This is a genomic window from Halomarina oriensis, from assembly GCF_009791395.1.
Classification (GTDB): Archaea; Halobacteriota; Halobacteria; order Halobacteriales; family Haloarculaceae; genus Halomarina; species Halomarina oriensis.
Genome location: NZ_WSZK01000001.1, coordinates 118,222 through 130,534 on the forward strand (window position 1 = coordinate 118,222; position 12,313 = coordinate 130,534).

A 12,313-nucleotide genomic window follows, 5' to 3' on the forward strand; every position below is an offset into this window, starting at 1 on the left:
CACCGGGTTCGACTCCCGGCGGACGTCTCCATGTCGATGGAACTCGCGGTCACGAGAGTGGCCGTCAGGCTCTGGGTGCCTCGCGGCGCTGCCGGTGACCTCGCCGGCGGTGCACAGCAGGTGCTCGACGACGCACAGGCGATAGACCGCATCGAGACGCTCGACGTGACGGGCTTTCGCCCCACGGCGACGGACATCCGTGTCGACCTCGACGCGCGTGTCGTGCTGGCCCCCGGCGACGACGCCGCGGCCATCGGCGACGCGTTCGGCATCCTCGAAGTCGAGGTGGACGCGTGACTCGCTCCCGACGGTCGGCGAACGCTCCTCGCGTCGTGGGGCCCGAACGGTCGGGTGTCGGTTCGACTCCGACCGGGGAGCCTGTGCATTCGGGAGCGACAGCGACCGTGATGCACAGGCGAGGGAGATGTCGAAGCAGGGAGTGGAGCGAGCGGAGCGAGCGAAACGACCGCGGTTCGACTCCGACCGGGGAGCCTACGAACCCGCGACCGCCCGTGAGCGTGGCTCGCCACGCGGGTCGGGGTCGGCGTAGTGAGGCGTGACGCGCGTCACACGGGTCTCCACCGACCGCTCTCTTCAACACGTCGCCGCCCCGAGAGGCGAGCGATGACCGTCTCGTTCGACCTGTTCGGTACGCTCGTCGACGCCGACCTGCCGGTGGACCCTGCCCGAGCGGTCGCCCGCGAACTCGCCGCCCGCGACGTGACCGTGCCCGACGACTGGGACGACGCCTACCACGAGGTCCACGTCGACGCCCCGAAGCACGCGGAGGTACCGCTCCCCGCGCACGTCGCGCGAGCACTCGCTTCGCGTGGCGTCGACGCGCCCGGCAACGCGCCGCGCCGGGCCGTCGTCGCCGCGTTCGACCCCGCAGTCGAGACCCGCGCGAGCGCCGTCGACGCAGTCGCGGCGGCGAGCGAACGCGGCCCGGTCGCGCTCTGTTCGAACTGCGCGGTCCCGGAACTCGTCGGGCGGACGCTCGTCCGTTCCGACCTCTCGCGCGACGACTTCGACACCGTCGTGACGAGCGTCGCCTGTGGCTGGCGGAAACCACACGCACGAATCTTCGAGACGACGGCCGACTTCCTCGACGCGGCCCCGAACGCCCTCGTCCACGTCGGCGACGACCCGGAGACGGACGGCGGTGTCGAGGCCGTCGGCGGCGAGTTCGTCGACGTCGGGGAGACGTCACTGGGGGCAGTGGCTCGTCGGTTCGAGTGACAGAAAAACCGCTGTTCGGACGTTAGAAGTCCATCTCGTCGTACGCCCCGCCGCCCTTCTTCAGGTCGCCCGCCGCGACGACGTCGTCGATGCGGAGCAGGAGTTCGACGGCTTCGGTCGCGCTCTCGACGGCCTGGAGTTTGACGCGGACCGGTTCGACGACGTGCTGAGCCATCATATCGGCGGTCGCGCCGGTGTAGACGTCGAGGCCGGCGGTCACGTCGCCCGTCTCGTGGCGGGCACGGAGGTCGACCAGCGAGTCGATGGGGTCGAGGCCGGCGTTCTCCGCGAGCGTGCGGGGGACGATTTCGAGTGCGCTGGCGAACGCCTCGACGGCGAGCTGTTCGCGCCCGGCGACGGAGTCGGCGTAGTCGCGCAGGCGGCGCGCGAGTTCGATTTCGGGTGCGCCGCCGCCGGCGACGACGCGGCCGTCGAGGGCGGTGACGCGGACGACGCCGAGAGCGTCCTCGACCGCGCGTTCGACCTCGCTGACGACGTGCTCGGTGCCACCGCGGAGGACGATGGTGACGGCCTTCGCGTCGGGGCACTCCTCGACGAAGAGGCGGGTCTCGTCGCCCAGTTCGCGCTGTTCGACGAGGCCGGCGTCGCCGAGGGCGGATTCGAGGTCGTCGAAGTCGCTGGTGACGGTCGCGCCGGTCGCGCGAGCGAGGGCGCGCACGTCGGACTTCTTCGCGCGCTTGACTGCCAGCACGCCCGCCTTCGACAGGTAGTGGACCGCGAGGTCGTCGATGGCCTTCTGGCAGACGACGACGGTCGCGCCGGAGTCGACGATGGCGTCGACCATGCGCCGAACCTCGCCTTCCTCGCGGGCGAGGAACTGTTCGAGCTGGTCGGGCGAGGTGATGTCGAGCTGTGAGTCGATTTCGGTCTCGCGGACCTCGATTGGCGCGTCGAACAGGAGCACCTTCGCGTCCGTGACGCGGCGGGGCATGTTCTCGTGGGTGCGCTCCTTGTCCATGACGACGCCGCGGACGAGGTGGGCGTCGGCGACCGCACCGCCGACGATGGGTTCGACGACGACGTCGTCGAGGTCGATGCCCTCTTCGGACTCCACGGCCCGAACCGCCTCGACGACGAGGTCGGCCAGCAGGTCACGCGAGGCCTCCGCGCCCTTGCCGGTCATCGCGGTGATGGCGATCTCGCGCAGGGACTCCTCGCCCTCGACGTCCGTGGCGATGGATTCGAGGATGGCGCGAGCCTCGGCCGCGGCGAACCGGTAGCCGTTGGCGACGACGGTGGGGTGGACGTCGTTCTCCAGTAAGTCCTCGGCGCGGGCGAGCAGTTCGCCCGCGAGGATGACCGCCGTCGTCGTGCCGTCGCCCGTCTCCTCGTCCTGGGTCTGGGCGACCTCGACGATCATCTGGGCGGCGGGGTGGTCGACGTCCATCTCGTCGAGGATGGTGACGCCGTCGTTGGTGATGACGACGTTGCCCATCGAGTCGACGAGCATCTTGTCCATGCCCTTCGGGCCGAGGGTCGTGCGTACCGCCTCGGCGACCGCTCGGCCGGCGACGACGTTCATCGACTGGGCGTCGCGCCCGGAGGTGCGTCGGCTTCCTTCACTCAGAATGTAGATGGGTTGGCTACCAACGTATGCCATAATCACCCCCGGTTAGGACGGCCGAGGAGATAAACATAGATTGAGTGACAGTCGTTCGCCTGCCACGGTGTGTCTCACCCCGTGCGACAGTCGTCGAGCGGTGCGTATTGATACCCCCGAGTCGCTACCTACTGGTGCGGTCCCCCGACCGCCGAGTCGGCCACCGGCACCGGTCCCCAACCCAGGTGCCGGTGGTCGTTTCTCCCGTATCCGACTCACGAGCGACGCGTCGGCGTGTCGGGTTGTTCCCGCCGCTGGGTCATCGCTCGATAGCCGCCCCCGGTGACTCGCGGGCGTCGACCAGTTCGTAGCCCACCGAGCCTTCGCGCAACCGGTCGGTGTGGGCGGCGAGGTCACGTGGTCCGACGAGCAACAGCACCGACAGCCCTCGCGTCGCGGCCTCCTCGACGGCCTGTGCGGTGCCGAACCGAACGTCCGGGTCGTGGCCCGCACGGCGGGCGGCCGCCAGCGCTTCGACGCCCGCGGTCGCCAGGAGGTCGTGTTGGGTCGTGAGTCTCGCTACCTCGTCGGCCGCCACCGCGCGACTCCCCCCGTCGCGCACGTCCGGGAGGACGACGACGGTGACGGTGCCCGTCTCGTAGTCGAGCAGCCCGTCGAACTCCGCGACGCCCACGTCCGCGCCGGCGTCGGCGGCGGTGAGCGTCCGGGCCGTCGCGCTCCCCTCCTCGCCCGCGTGCGCGTGGAGGACGCCGTCGTCCATCGTCAGCGTGACCGTCTCGCCGGCGTCGAGCGGTTCGCCGGCGATGGCGGTGTCGGCGTCGACCTGTCCGACCACCTCCTCGGTGACGAACTCGGTGAACGCCCGGAGGTCCTCGGTCCGGGAGATGAGCCAGTCGACACCCTCCTTGGTCACCTCGTAACGTCCCCGGCCGTGTTTCTCGACCGCGCCGGACTCGACCAGTTCGCGGACGTACTCGCTGACCGCCTGCGCGGTGACGCCGACGGCGTCGGCGATCTCCTGTTGGCTCACCGCCGGTTGCCGCGCGGCGATGGCGACGAGGATCTGGTACCGCGAGGCGTCGCGCTTGTTGCGTAACACGGCCACGTCGCGGCCGTCCTCACCGTTCATACCCGGCGTTGGGGGCCGACGTGCAAGAGCGTTGCCACCTGAGTTGTCTTGTGGAACAGTCGAGTTGTGCTCGGTCCGACCGGCCGGTGTTCAGTCGTCCGCCGGTGTGCACCGAACGGACACGTCCGCCCCGGCCGCTATCAGGGGGCCGCGTGTATCGCCGGGTGATGACACTCGAAGGAGAGCAGGCACCGGGGTTCAGTCTGGAGAGTACGACCGGCGACGAGACGTCGCTGGCCGATGCGGTCGAGGACGGACCAGCCGTCGTCCTCGTCAACCGTGGTCACTGGTGTTCGTTCTGCGCCGAGCAGCTACAGACGTTCAGCGAGGTCGAGTACGACCTCTGGTTCAACGACGACGTGACGATTCTCCCCATCGTCACCGACCCCGTCGGGGAACTCGTCGAGATGCGCGACCGCTACGACCTCTCGACCCAGTTGCTCGCCGACCCCGACGGCGAGGTGGCCGAGCAGTACAGCGGCACCGAACAGACCAGTCACGGCCTGACCGGTGTCGCCGCGACGTACGTCATCGACGAGGAGGGCGTGATTCAGTACGAGCAGGTCGCCGACCACCCCGGCGACCGAACGTACGGGAACTGGGTTCGCTACTACATCCGCAACGGCTTCGAGGGCCCGTTCTCCGGGTGAGCCACGCGCGTCGAGCGCTCCCTGACGGGTCCGGCAGTACCGCCCGACTGCTCGTCACCTGACCGACTCCCGCCCCGCCTCCTCGTGTGGCGCTCGATGGCCTCGGCGGCGGCGTGTTCTCGCTGTTCCACCCCTCGCAGACGGCGTGTTCCTCGCCATCTGGGCGCTGACGACCCAACGACTGTTCTTCGGGCCACCGTTCGACGGCGTGGGGTTCGTCCTCTCGGTGGCCGGCGTCGTCGCCTTCGGTGGGGTGGCGACTGGTCGGACCCGAACGAGGCCAACGGCCTCGACCGGGACACTCAGTAGTAGTAGAGGTCGATGCGGTGACCACAGTCTTCACAGGGGACGCTTCGACCGTGGAGGGTGTCGTCACCTCGTGGCTCGCCCGGTTGGGCCGTGACCGACGCCGAACAGCCGGGACACGCCACGCGGACTCTGACCGACATATCAGAAGCGACGACGGTACACGGCTTAGTTATCTCGTCCGTACCGTCGTCGAACCGCCTCGTCCGGGAAGTCGCCGTCCTCGCCCACCGAACCGCCGTGTCACGTGTCGAGTTAGCAGTTCGCATCCTCCGATTTGGGTCTCGCTACCGTACCCGTCGGTGGTGTGTCATCGTCCGATGACGGGCGCGTGACCACCGTCAGACAGGAGTGCAGAAGACTCATTACCGACGCGGAAGCCCACTCTGACGGGCGAGTGTCACACCGTCGCCCGTTCGTGCGGCCACCCGGCCGTTCTCCCCTTCGGTCACGACGACGGCGAGCGGTTGCGCCCGGTAGTCGACGGCTTCCGGTCGTCGCCGGCCCAACGGTTATCCTACAGAACGTGGTGACGAGCGTATGGCACGAACCGTACTGTTCGCCGGGACGACGCGGGAAGCGGGCGTCGAGTCGCTCGTCACGGCGCTCTGTCGTGGCTACGCCGACCGCGGTCGGTCGGTCACGCCGTTCGCCGCGCTCGCTCCGGCACCGGTCGGTGCCACCGTCGCTCCCGCCGTCCGGACGCAGGCGCTCGCGGCGGGTGTCGACCCCGACCCGACGCTCTCGCCGGTGTTGCGTGCCCCCGACGGTGGACTCACGGTCGACGGCGAGTCGGTCGGCGTCCCCGACGGCTACCACGACCCCCGCTGGGGACGGGCACGCGCCGCCGCCGAACGCGCCCACGACCGACTCCCGACGACCACCGACCTCGTGCTCGCCAGCACCCACGAACCGCTCTCGGAGGGACCGGTCGACGCCCCACCGCTCGGGTCGTCGGACCTCGCGCGGGTCGCCGACGCCGACGTCGTCCTCGTCGCCGACGCGAGTCGGGGCGGGGCGTTCGCCTCGCTCGCGGGGACGCTCGGACTCCTCTCGCCGGCCCTCCGCGAGCGTGTCCGTGCCTGCGTTCTGACCCGTGTCCCGAGTGCGGACCGCACCGCCCTCGAAGCGCGCGTCGAGCAGTTCGAGGCGGAGGTCGAACGCCCCGTCTGCGGCCTCCTCCCCGCGCTGACGGCGGGGACGGTCGACGAGGCCGCCCGGACCGTCGACGCGGACCTGACGCTCCCGTTCGCGCCGTAGTCCGACGACGCGACCCTCATCGATTCCGAGCACTTATCTGTCGGAAGGAACCAGACCCGGTGAATGGTCGAGGCGTTCGCCGTCGCCTCCGGGAAGGGAGGGACGGGCAAGACGACGAGCACCCTCGCACTCGGGATGGCGCTGGCCGAGGAGTACGACGTGACGGTGGTCGACGCCGACACGGGGATGGCGAACCTCCTGTTTCACGCCGGCCTCGCGGACGTCGACGTGACGCTCCACGACGTGCTGTCGGGGTCGGCCAGTACCCACGAGGCGGCGTACGACCGCTTCGGGATGCGCGTCGTCCCCTGCGGGACGAGTCTCGCCGGGTTCCGCGACGCCGACCCCGAGCGCCTGCGGTCGGTCGTCGCCGACCTCGCGGCGGACACGGACGTCCTCCTGCTCGACTCGCCGGCCGCGCTGGGGTCGAAGACGGCCGTCCTCCCCGTCGTCCTCGCCGACCGCGTCGTCGTCGTCCTCAACCCCACCGTGCCGTCGCTCTCCGACGCGCTGAAGGTCCAAGAGTACGCTCGCTCGTACGGCACCGAGACGGCGGGGGTGCTGTTCAACCGCGTCCGCGACGAGGACGCCGTCGACCGGGTCGGCGAGCAGGCAGAGCGCTACTTCGACGGGCCGACACTCGCGGCGGTGCCCGAGTCCGACGCGGTACGGGCGAGCAGACAGGCCGGCGAACCGCTGCTCGCGCACGCACCGGACAGTCCGGCGGCGGCGGCCTACCGCTCGGCGGCGACGAGTCTCGACGTCCGGTCGGGTGCGGCGGGGGCCGTGGCCGACCGGTTCCGGAGCGCGGTCATCCCCGACCCGCCATGAGCCTCGGCGACGGGTCCGTCGACATCCCGCACGGCCGTCTCGTCTACTCGCGGGTCGTCGACGACGTCGGCGTCGCCCTCGCCACCGCGTTCGAGCGTTCGCTGACCGGCTACGCCGTCCTCACCCCCCAGAGTGCGCTCCTCCTCGACGACGCCGAGTGCGTCCTCACCTTCGAGGCGGGCGTCCCGGTGCTCGCCTACGACGTGGCGAGCGACGTGGGCGGTACCGACGCGCTCACTGCCTTCTCCGCGGGCGGCCCCTGCCGAACCGAGTTGTACGACCTCCCCGCCGACGCGCTCACCGTCGCCCACGACACCCCCGAGTTGCGCGTCCCACCCGGTGCCCCCGCCGACCACCTCGCCGACGACGCTGCGCTCGCCGACCGCTGTCGGGCGCGGGCCCCCGACGACCGAACCGACGACCCCGAGACCGACCCGCTCGAAGCGTTCCTCGCCGACGAGGAGCGCATCGCCGCCATCCAGGAGGAGGCACGCGCGGACGCCGAACGCCGCGCGGCGGAGTGGGGTCTCGACGACCACCTCGACGGGTAGCCGGTCCCTCGTGGGGAGTCGTCCGGATTCGAGGAGACGCCGACGGCGCTGGCCGTCGTGGCCTCGCCGTCGGTTCCGTCGGACCGACCAGTTCAGTCGGTCCGGGTCGTGCCGCTCGACCCGACCGGAATCGGTGTCCGGTCGCTCACCGCCCGCTTGAGTGCGGGCACCGCCCGGTCGACGGTGTAACGCAGGCCGTGGCTCCGCAGCGAGATGAGGAGGCGCTCGACGAGGCCCTCGCCGCGCCAGGTGTGGACTCGGAGGTACTCGTCCTGCTGGATGAACACGCGATAGCGGTCGCTCGCGTTGACCTTCTCCAGAGCCGTCTCGAGGTCCTGCTGCTCGGAGATACCGGGGCCGTCCATGTCGAAGTACCGGCCGTGGAACACCTTCGCCGGCCCGGCGAGCGTCCCGAGCGTCCAGTAGATACAGTTGTAGTTGGCCGGCACCGTTGCGATGCGGACGTCGCCTTCGTAGCTCGCACGGCGGAACGAGTACTGGTCTTCGGTCTCGCCCTGTGCGGCGATGTCCTCGAACGCCGTCTTCCACTCCTCGAAGAACCGCCAGACGCGGTCGGACCGTTCGTAGGCGAGGACGCCCGTGCTGTACTCGGGGTAACACTCCGGAATGTCGTCGGTCCACTCGTCCCCAGGACTCCAACTCGGAAACTGGTTGGCCGCCACGTCGAACCCGTCGAGGACGTCGAACAGTTCGGAGATGTCGTGTGCGACGTAGGTGTCGGTGTCGAGGAAGACGGTCCGGTCGAACGGCGTCCGTTCGAGGTTGTACACCTTGTCGGCGAACCCGTACGCGGGGTCCGGAACGTCGAGGTACTCGTCGACGGACGGACTCTCGACGTCCTGGTCGGTGGCGAGCGCGACCGGAACGTCGGGCATCGCCGTCTTCACCGACTCGGCGGAGAGACAGGCCTCCCGTGCGTGGTCCGGCCCCGTCGCAATGTACAGCACGCCGCGTGACATGGCTACCGAGTGGGCGTCGGAGGGTATAGCTGTTGTCACGGAATCATGTCCGGGGTGGAGCGGGAGGTCCCGGCCGGAGGCGGGTCGGTCACCCCGAGAGCCGATAGCTCCCGCGGGGCTACTGCTCCGGTGACAGACTCTCGTCTCTCGACACCCGAAGGTCGACCATGCGATGTCGTGCCATCGTCCCCGACGGGGCCATCGAGCGTGAGTCGTACGAGTACACCGACTACGGCGTCGAGTGTGACCGCGACGACGGCGAGTTCGTCGCGGTCGTCCCGTACTCCTCGCTGGTCGCGTTCCTCGACGAGGAGCAGTTGGCCCGACGACCGCTCCGTCGCCCGAGTGGTCGGTCAGTGGACGACGAGGAACGTCCGCCCGGCCCGGCGTTCGAGGTGGACGACGTCGGTCCCGACGGCGTCTCGCGCGTACGCTGCGACCGTCGCGGCGCTCACGTCCGAGACGTCCACCGACACCCGTGACTGCGGTGTCGGCTCGTTCGTCTCCCGCGACGAACGCGTGGTGCGGTCGGGTTCCGTCCGAATCACGTCGATGGTCATGACTCGTCGGTGCCTCTCGGGGGGCTTAGTGCTCCGCCGTCCGCGCAGTGAAAGTGAAACTGACCGTGTCGTGATTATGCATTCGTCTCTGAACGTCAGGTACCGTTCGCTCGTCCACACGGGCACTCGCCGGGACGTCCTCGAACGGGGGCCGAACCCGATGTATCGGGTCGTGACGGGCCGAATGAATTTTTTTCTCTACTATCTAGAGCGTTTTTAACTAACGGTATCGTATCCGAAAGTCGAGTGACGGTCACGGTGACGCGTCCGGCGCGGATGACCCGTGACCACCACCCAGCAGTAGCTATGATAGGAATCGACGCGTTCTGTCCGAGAAGCGGTGCACCGCTCACCGACGACCGCCACTACGACGCCGACGGCCGTGGACTCCGAGCGGTCAGCGACGACGACGCGGCCCTGGCTGCCGGGACGGCGGGCGAACTCACCGGGGGGGCGATCCGGTCGTCTCGGCCGGCGCTCGTCGCGTACTTCCGGCGCTGTCACGCTCGCCACGAACCGGTCGACACCGATCTGTACGGGACCGCGGCGTTGCTGGTCTACCGACTGCTCCACGCCCGCGAGACCCAGCCACCGGACGTCGTCGTCTGGTACGCGCTACTGTGTCGTCTCGACGCGCTGGGCCACGACACCGAGTGGATGCACGCCCACGCCGCGTTGCGCTGTCCGGTGTGTCACGGCCGCCTGCGCTACGAGCGCATCGGCGACGACCTGACCGCTCGCTGTGCCGTCCGCTGCTCGCCCGAGGGCGACGCCGCCCTCGAAACGCTCCGTCACGACGTCGTCTCGCTGTACGACGACGCCTTCGACGACGCCGCGCCGCTCCCCGCCGACTCGGTCTTCCACCTCTGAGGTACGTAATGACCCGACGACACGACACTACCTTCCAGCCCCAGCAGACGCCATGACCGGCGCGCTCTCCCGCGAGGACATCCGCGTCGTCCAGGTGCTCGCGCTCTCGCCGTCGTCCTGCCGGCGCGTTCGTGAACTGCTCGACGACGATCACCTCGACTACGCCGTCGCGGGCGACCCGAAGGACCCCGAGGGTCCCGCTATCCTCTCGGTCCCCGTCCCCGCGCGCTCGGTCGAGCACCTCCAAGAACGCCTCACCGAGGTCGGTGACGACCTCTACACGGTGGTGCTCGCTCCCGAGGCGGTCCTCTCCTCGCGGTTCGAGGAGGACCCCTACGACGAGGTGGTCGGACGCAACTACCACGGCGTCTCCCGCGGCGAACTCCGGTCGACGGCCGACGACATGCTCCCGTCGTTCGGCATCCACACCCTGCTCACCGTGGTCTCCGCCGTCGTCGCCGTCGCGGGTGTCCTGCTCGACTCGCTGGCGGTGCTCGTCGGCGCGATGGTCATCGCTCCGCTCGTCGGCCCGCCGATGGTCGCCGGGGTCGCCACCGTCGTCGACGACACGTCGCTGTTCCGTCGGAGCCTCGCCCGGCAGGTCGGCGGCCTCGTCGTCGGTGCAGTCAGCGCGACGCTGGCCGCCTTCGTCTTCCGGTTCGTGGGCGTCGGCCCTCCGACACTCGTCCAACTGGAGGCCATCGCCAACCACGTCGAACCCGGTTTCCTGCTCGTCCTCGTCGCCCTCGGCGCGGGCATCGCGGGCGCGGTCAGCCTCTCGATGGACGACGCGCTCGACCTCATCGGCGTGATGATCGCGGCGGCGGTCGTCCCGCCGCTGGGCGTCGTCGGCGTCGGCGTGGCGTGGGGCTTCCCCGTCGCGGCGCTCGGCGCGGCGACGGTCGTCCTCGTCAACGTCGTCACGGTCAACATCGCCGCCATCCTGACGCTGTGGTGGCTCGGCTACCACCCCGCGGAGTGGGCCGCGTTGCGCCGTGCCCGCTCGACGCTCCTCGTCCGCGTCCTCGTCCTCGCGGTGGTCGGCCTGACGCTCGCGGTGGTCCTCGGTGGTCTCACCGACGGCACCATGCCAGGGTGGTGGCCGTGAACGAACGCGTCCTCGCCGTGCTCCGTCGTGCGTTCATGCTCAGTACCCGCATCCTCTGGGTCGTCAGTCGTGTGGCCGTCATGGCGCTCGTCTTCGTCGTGACCGTCGTCGTCGACCCGACCCGTCGGCGGACGTTCCAGCGCTGGTTCCTGCTCGAAGGCGGGCGGATGCGCATCGCCGGCTGGATGACCGGCGTCGTCGTCGTCTCGACGTTCACCCTCGGGATGCTCGGCGTCCTCGGCGTCGAGGACCGCGGGTTCGTCACCTCGATGTTCGGCGGCGTCATCTCGGGGCTGTTCTCGTTCGTCCCCATCGTCGTCGCGGTCAACCAGTTGACCGTCTCACAGCTGTTCGGCTCGCCCGAACAGCTCAGAGACGAGATTCGGAGCGTCCGGTCGTTCCGTTCGAGCATCGAGGGCCGCCTCCCGAACGAGACGGTCGCCCCGACCGAACCCGCCGCCTTCCTCTCGGACGTGCTCGGGCTCGTCCTCGACCGGGTCTACGAACTGCGTGCCGTCGTCGGCCGCGACGGGACGACCGACCAGCGCCGTCGTGACCTCCAGTCGGACGTCGATACGTACGTCCGGACCGTCGAGACCCAGTCCGAGGAGATAGAGCGCCAACTCGACGGCACCCACCAACGACTCATCGCCGTGCTGGTGCCGATGATGGGCGACAGCTACTCCCGGAACGTCACCGACGCCCGGCGACTCGCCGTCGAGTTCGAGGACGTCCTCTCCGCTCGTGCCGGGACGCTGCTGGCGGAGCTTCGAGAGCTGTTCGTCTCGATGGACGTCCTCCGCCAGTACTTCAAGGCGCTGTACGTCCAGCAGGAACTCGCCAACCTCTCGCGGCTCATCGCCTACAGCGGCATCGCGTCGTTCCTGACGAGCGTGTTCCTCATCTTGCTGTTCGCTCGTGGCGAACCGCTGGTCGGTCACGTGTTCCTGGAACTGCTCATCAGCGTCTCGCTGGGAATCGCGTTCTCGCCGTTCGCCATCCTCGTCTCGTACATGATCCGTATCGCCACCATCGTCAAGCGCACCACCGCCCCGGGCGCGTTCACGCCGGCTCGTGAGACCCCCGAGTACCGGGAGATAGACCGCTCGTACGACTGATGCTCACCACCAACCGACCCCTCGTCCCGAGTCGCATCGCTCACCGACCAGCCACCGCGTCGGCGGTCCTGTCCCGTCGCCTCCCCGACCCACGGCCACCGACGGTCGGCCCCGACGACCGGGAGGCCC

Annotated in this window: 15 protein-coding genes; 11 read left to right on the forward strand and 4 right to left on the reverse strand. The window is 69.6% G+C overall.

What is annotated here, in order from left to right; all coding sequences use genetic code 11:
* The first annotated feature begins 30 nt into the window (after positions 1 to 30).
* The 3 genes from GQS65_RS00650 (at position 31) to GQS65_RS00655 (ending at position 1,239) form a co-directional block, all read left to right on the forward strand.
* Complete coding sequence (locus GQS65_RS00650) at positions 31 to 297, forward strand: hypothetical protein (protein WP_158202735.1); 267 nt, start codon at positions 31 to 33, stop codon at positions 295 to 297.
* A gap of 127 nt (positions 298 to 424) precedes the next feature.
* Positions 425 to 550, forward strand: a complete 126-nt coding sequence (locus tag GQS65_RS21800) for a hypothetical protein (protein WP_267902860.1) — start codon at positions 425 to 427, stop codon at positions 548 to 550.
* Positions 551 to 624: 74 nt separating this feature from the next.
* Positions 625 to 1,239 carry an HAD family hydrolase gene (locus GQS65_RS00655; protein ID WP_158202736.1) on the forward strand — a complete coding sequence of 205 codons (615 nt, stop codon included), beginning with the start codon at positions 625 to 627 and terminating at the stop codon, positions 1,237 to 1,239.
* A gap of 22 nt (positions 1,240 to 1,261) precedes the next feature.
* On the opposite strand, the gene thsA is transcribed toward GQS65_RS00655, so the two are convergent.
* Together thsA and GQS65_RS00665 are read right to left on the reverse strand one after the other, a co-directional pair.
* Positions 1,262 to 2,860: a thermosome subunit alpha gene (thsA, locus tag GQS65_RS00660; protein WP_158202737.1), complete on the reverse strand. Its 1,599-nt coding sequence runs from the start codon at positions 2,858 to 2,860 to the stop codon at positions 1,262 to 1,264.
* Positions 2,861 to 3,119: 259 nt separating this feature from the next.
* Positions 3,120 to 3,950 (reverse strand): DUF7839 domain-containing protein, encoded by an 831-nt coding sequence (locus tag GQS65_RS00665; RefSeq protein ID WP_158202738.1) that lies wholly within the window; start codon positions 3,948 to 3,950, stop codon positions 3,120 to 3,122.
* A gap of 167 nt (positions 3,951 to 4,117) precedes the next feature.
* Between GQS65_RS00665 and GQS65_RS00670 the strand changes: the two genes are divergently transcribed.
* Positions 4,118 to 4,600: a peroxiredoxin family protein gene (locus GQS65_RS00670; RefSeq protein WP_158202739.1), complete on the forward strand. Its 483-nt coding sequence runs from the start codon at positions 4,118 to 4,120 to the stop codon at positions 4,598 to 4,600.
* A 302-nt stretch (positions 4,601 to 4,902) separates the two neighbouring features.
* Here GQS65_RS00670 and GQS65_RS00675 read toward each other — a convergent pair whose 3' ends face one another.
* Positions 4,903 to 5,049 carry a hypothetical protein gene (locus GQS65_RS00675; protein WP_158202740.1) on the reverse strand — a complete coding sequence of 49 codons (147 nt, stop codon included), beginning with the start codon at positions 5,047 to 5,049 and terminating at the stop codon, positions 4,903 to 4,905.
* Between the two features lie 397 nt (positions 5,050 to 5,446).
* On the opposite strand from GQS65_RS00675, the gene GQS65_RS00680 reads away from it, so the two are divergent.
* The 3 genes from GQS65_RS00680 to GQS65_RS00690 all read left to right on the forward strand — a co-directional run bounded on the left by GQS65_RS00680 (position 5,447) and on the right by GQS65_RS00690 (position 7,548).
* Positions 5,447 to 6,166: a hypothetical protein gene (locus GQS65_RS00680; protein WP_158202741.1), complete on the forward strand. Its 720-nt coding sequence runs from the start codon at positions 5,447 to 5,449 to the stop codon at positions 6,164 to 6,166.
* Between the two features lie 63 nt (positions 6,167 to 6,229).
* Positions 6,230 to 6,997, forward strand: coding sequence for a cell division ATPase MinD (minD, locus tag GQS65_RS00685; protein ID WP_158202742.1), 768 nt, complete (start codon positions 6,230 to 6,232; stop codon positions 6,995 to 6,997).
* The gene (locus GQS65_RS00690) at positions 6,994 to 7,548 is read left to right on the forward strand and encodes a hypothetical protein (protein ID WP_158202743.1); all 555 of its coding nucleotides are present in this window, start codon (positions 6,994 to 6,996) and stop codon (positions 7,546 to 7,548) included. The genes minD and GQS65_RS00690 overlap by 4 nt, the downstream gene beginning before the upstream one ends.
* Positions 7,549 to 7,640: 92 nt before the next feature.
* On the opposite strand, the gene GQS65_RS00695 is transcribed toward GQS65_RS00690, so the two are convergent.
* Positions 7,641 to 8,528, reverse strand: a complete 888-nt coding sequence (locus GQS65_RS00695; RefSeq protein WP_158202744.1) for a hypothetical protein — start codon at positions 8,526 to 8,528, stop codon at positions 7,641 to 7,643.
* Positions 8,529 to 8,695: 167 nt separating this feature from the next.
* Here GQS65_RS00695 and GQS65_RS00700 point away from each other — a divergent pair, with 167 nt between their 5' ends.
* From GQS65_RS00700 to GQS65_RS00715, 4 genes are all read left to right on the forward strand, one after another.
* The gene (locus tag GQS65_RS00700; protein ID WP_158202745.1) at positions 8,696 to 9,010 is read left to right on the forward strand and encodes a hypothetical protein; all 315 of its coding nucleotides are present in this window, start codon (positions 8,696 to 8,698) and stop codon (positions 9,008 to 9,010) included.
* A 384-nt stretch (positions 9,011 to 9,394) separates the two neighbouring features.
* Positions 9,395 to 9,958 (forward strand): hypothetical protein, encoded by a 564-nt coding sequence (locus GQS65_RS00705; protein WP_158202746.1) that lies wholly within the window; start codon positions 9,395 to 9,397, stop codon positions 9,956 to 9,958.
* A 52-nt stretch (positions 9,959 to 10,010) separates the two neighbouring features.
* Positions 10,011 to 11,066, forward strand: coding sequence for a TIGR00341 family protein (locus GQS65_RS00710; protein WP_158202747.1), 1,056 nt, complete (start codon positions 10,011 to 10,013; stop codon positions 11,064 to 11,066).
* Positions 11,063 to 12,184 carry a hypothetical protein gene (locus GQS65_RS00715; RefSeq protein ID WP_158202748.1) on the forward strand — a complete coding sequence of 374 codons (1,122 nt, stop codon included), beginning with the start codon at positions 11,063 to 11,065 and terminating at the stop codon, positions 12,182 to 12,184. The genes GQS65_RS00710 and GQS65_RS00715 overlap by 4 nt, the downstream gene beginning before the upstream one ends.
* Positions 12,185 to 12,313 lie beyond the last annotated feature (129 nt).

Coding starts and splice junctions, on each gene's coding strand:
- GQS65_RS00650 (WP_158202735.1), top strand. CDS start 31: ATGTCGATGGAACTCGCGGTCACGAGAGTGGCCGTCAGGCTCTGGGTG.
- GQS65_RS21800 (WP_267902860.1), top strand. CDS start 425: ATGTCGAAGCAGGGAGTGGAGCGAGCGGAGCGAGCGAAACGACCGCGG.
- GQS65_RS00655 (WP_158202736.1), top strand. CDS start 625: ATGACCGTCTCGTTCGACCTGTTCGGTACGCTCGTCGACGCCGACCTG.
- thsA (WP_158202737.1), bottom strand. CDS start 2,860: ATGGCATACGTTGGTAGCCAACCCATCTACATTCTGAGTGAAGGAAGC.
- GQS65_RS00665 (WP_158202738.1), bottom strand. CDS start 3,950: ATGAACGGTGAGGACGGCCGCGACGTGGCCGTGTTACGCAACAAGCGC.
- GQS65_RS00670 (WP_158202739.1), top strand. CDS start 4,118: ATGACACTCGAAGGAGAGCAGGCACCGGGGTTCAGTCTGGAGAGTACG.
- GQS65_RS00675 (WP_158202740.1), bottom strand. CDS start 5,049: ATGTCGGTCAGAGTCCGCGTGGCGTGTCCCGGCTGTTCGGCGTCGGTC.
- GQS65_RS00680 (WP_158202741.1), top strand. CDS start 5,447: ATGGCACGAACCGTACTGTTCGCCGGGACGACGCGGGAAGCGGGCGTC.
- minD (WP_158202742.1), top strand. CDS start 6,230: ATGGTCGAGGCGTTCGCCGTCGCCTCCGGGAAGGGAGGGACGGGCAAG.
- GQS65_RS00690 (WP_158202743.1), top strand. CDS start 6,994: ATGAGCCTCGGCGACGGGTCCGTCGACATCCCGCACGGCCGTCTCGTC.
- GQS65_RS00695 (WP_158202744.1), bottom strand. CDS start 8,528: ATGTCACGCGGCGTGCTGTACATTGCGACGGGGCCGGACCACGCACGG.
- GQS65_RS00700 (WP_158202745.1), top strand. CDS start 8,696: ATGCGATGTCGTGCCATCGTCCCCGACGGGGCCATCGAGCGTGAGTCG.
- GQS65_RS00705 (WP_158202746.1), top strand. CDS start 9,395: ATGATAGGAATCGACGCGTTCTGTCCGAGAAGCGGTGCACCGCTCACC.
- GQS65_RS00710 (WP_158202747.1), top strand. CDS start 10,011: ATGACCGGCGCGCTCTCCCGCGAGGACATCCGCGTCGTCCAGGTGCTC.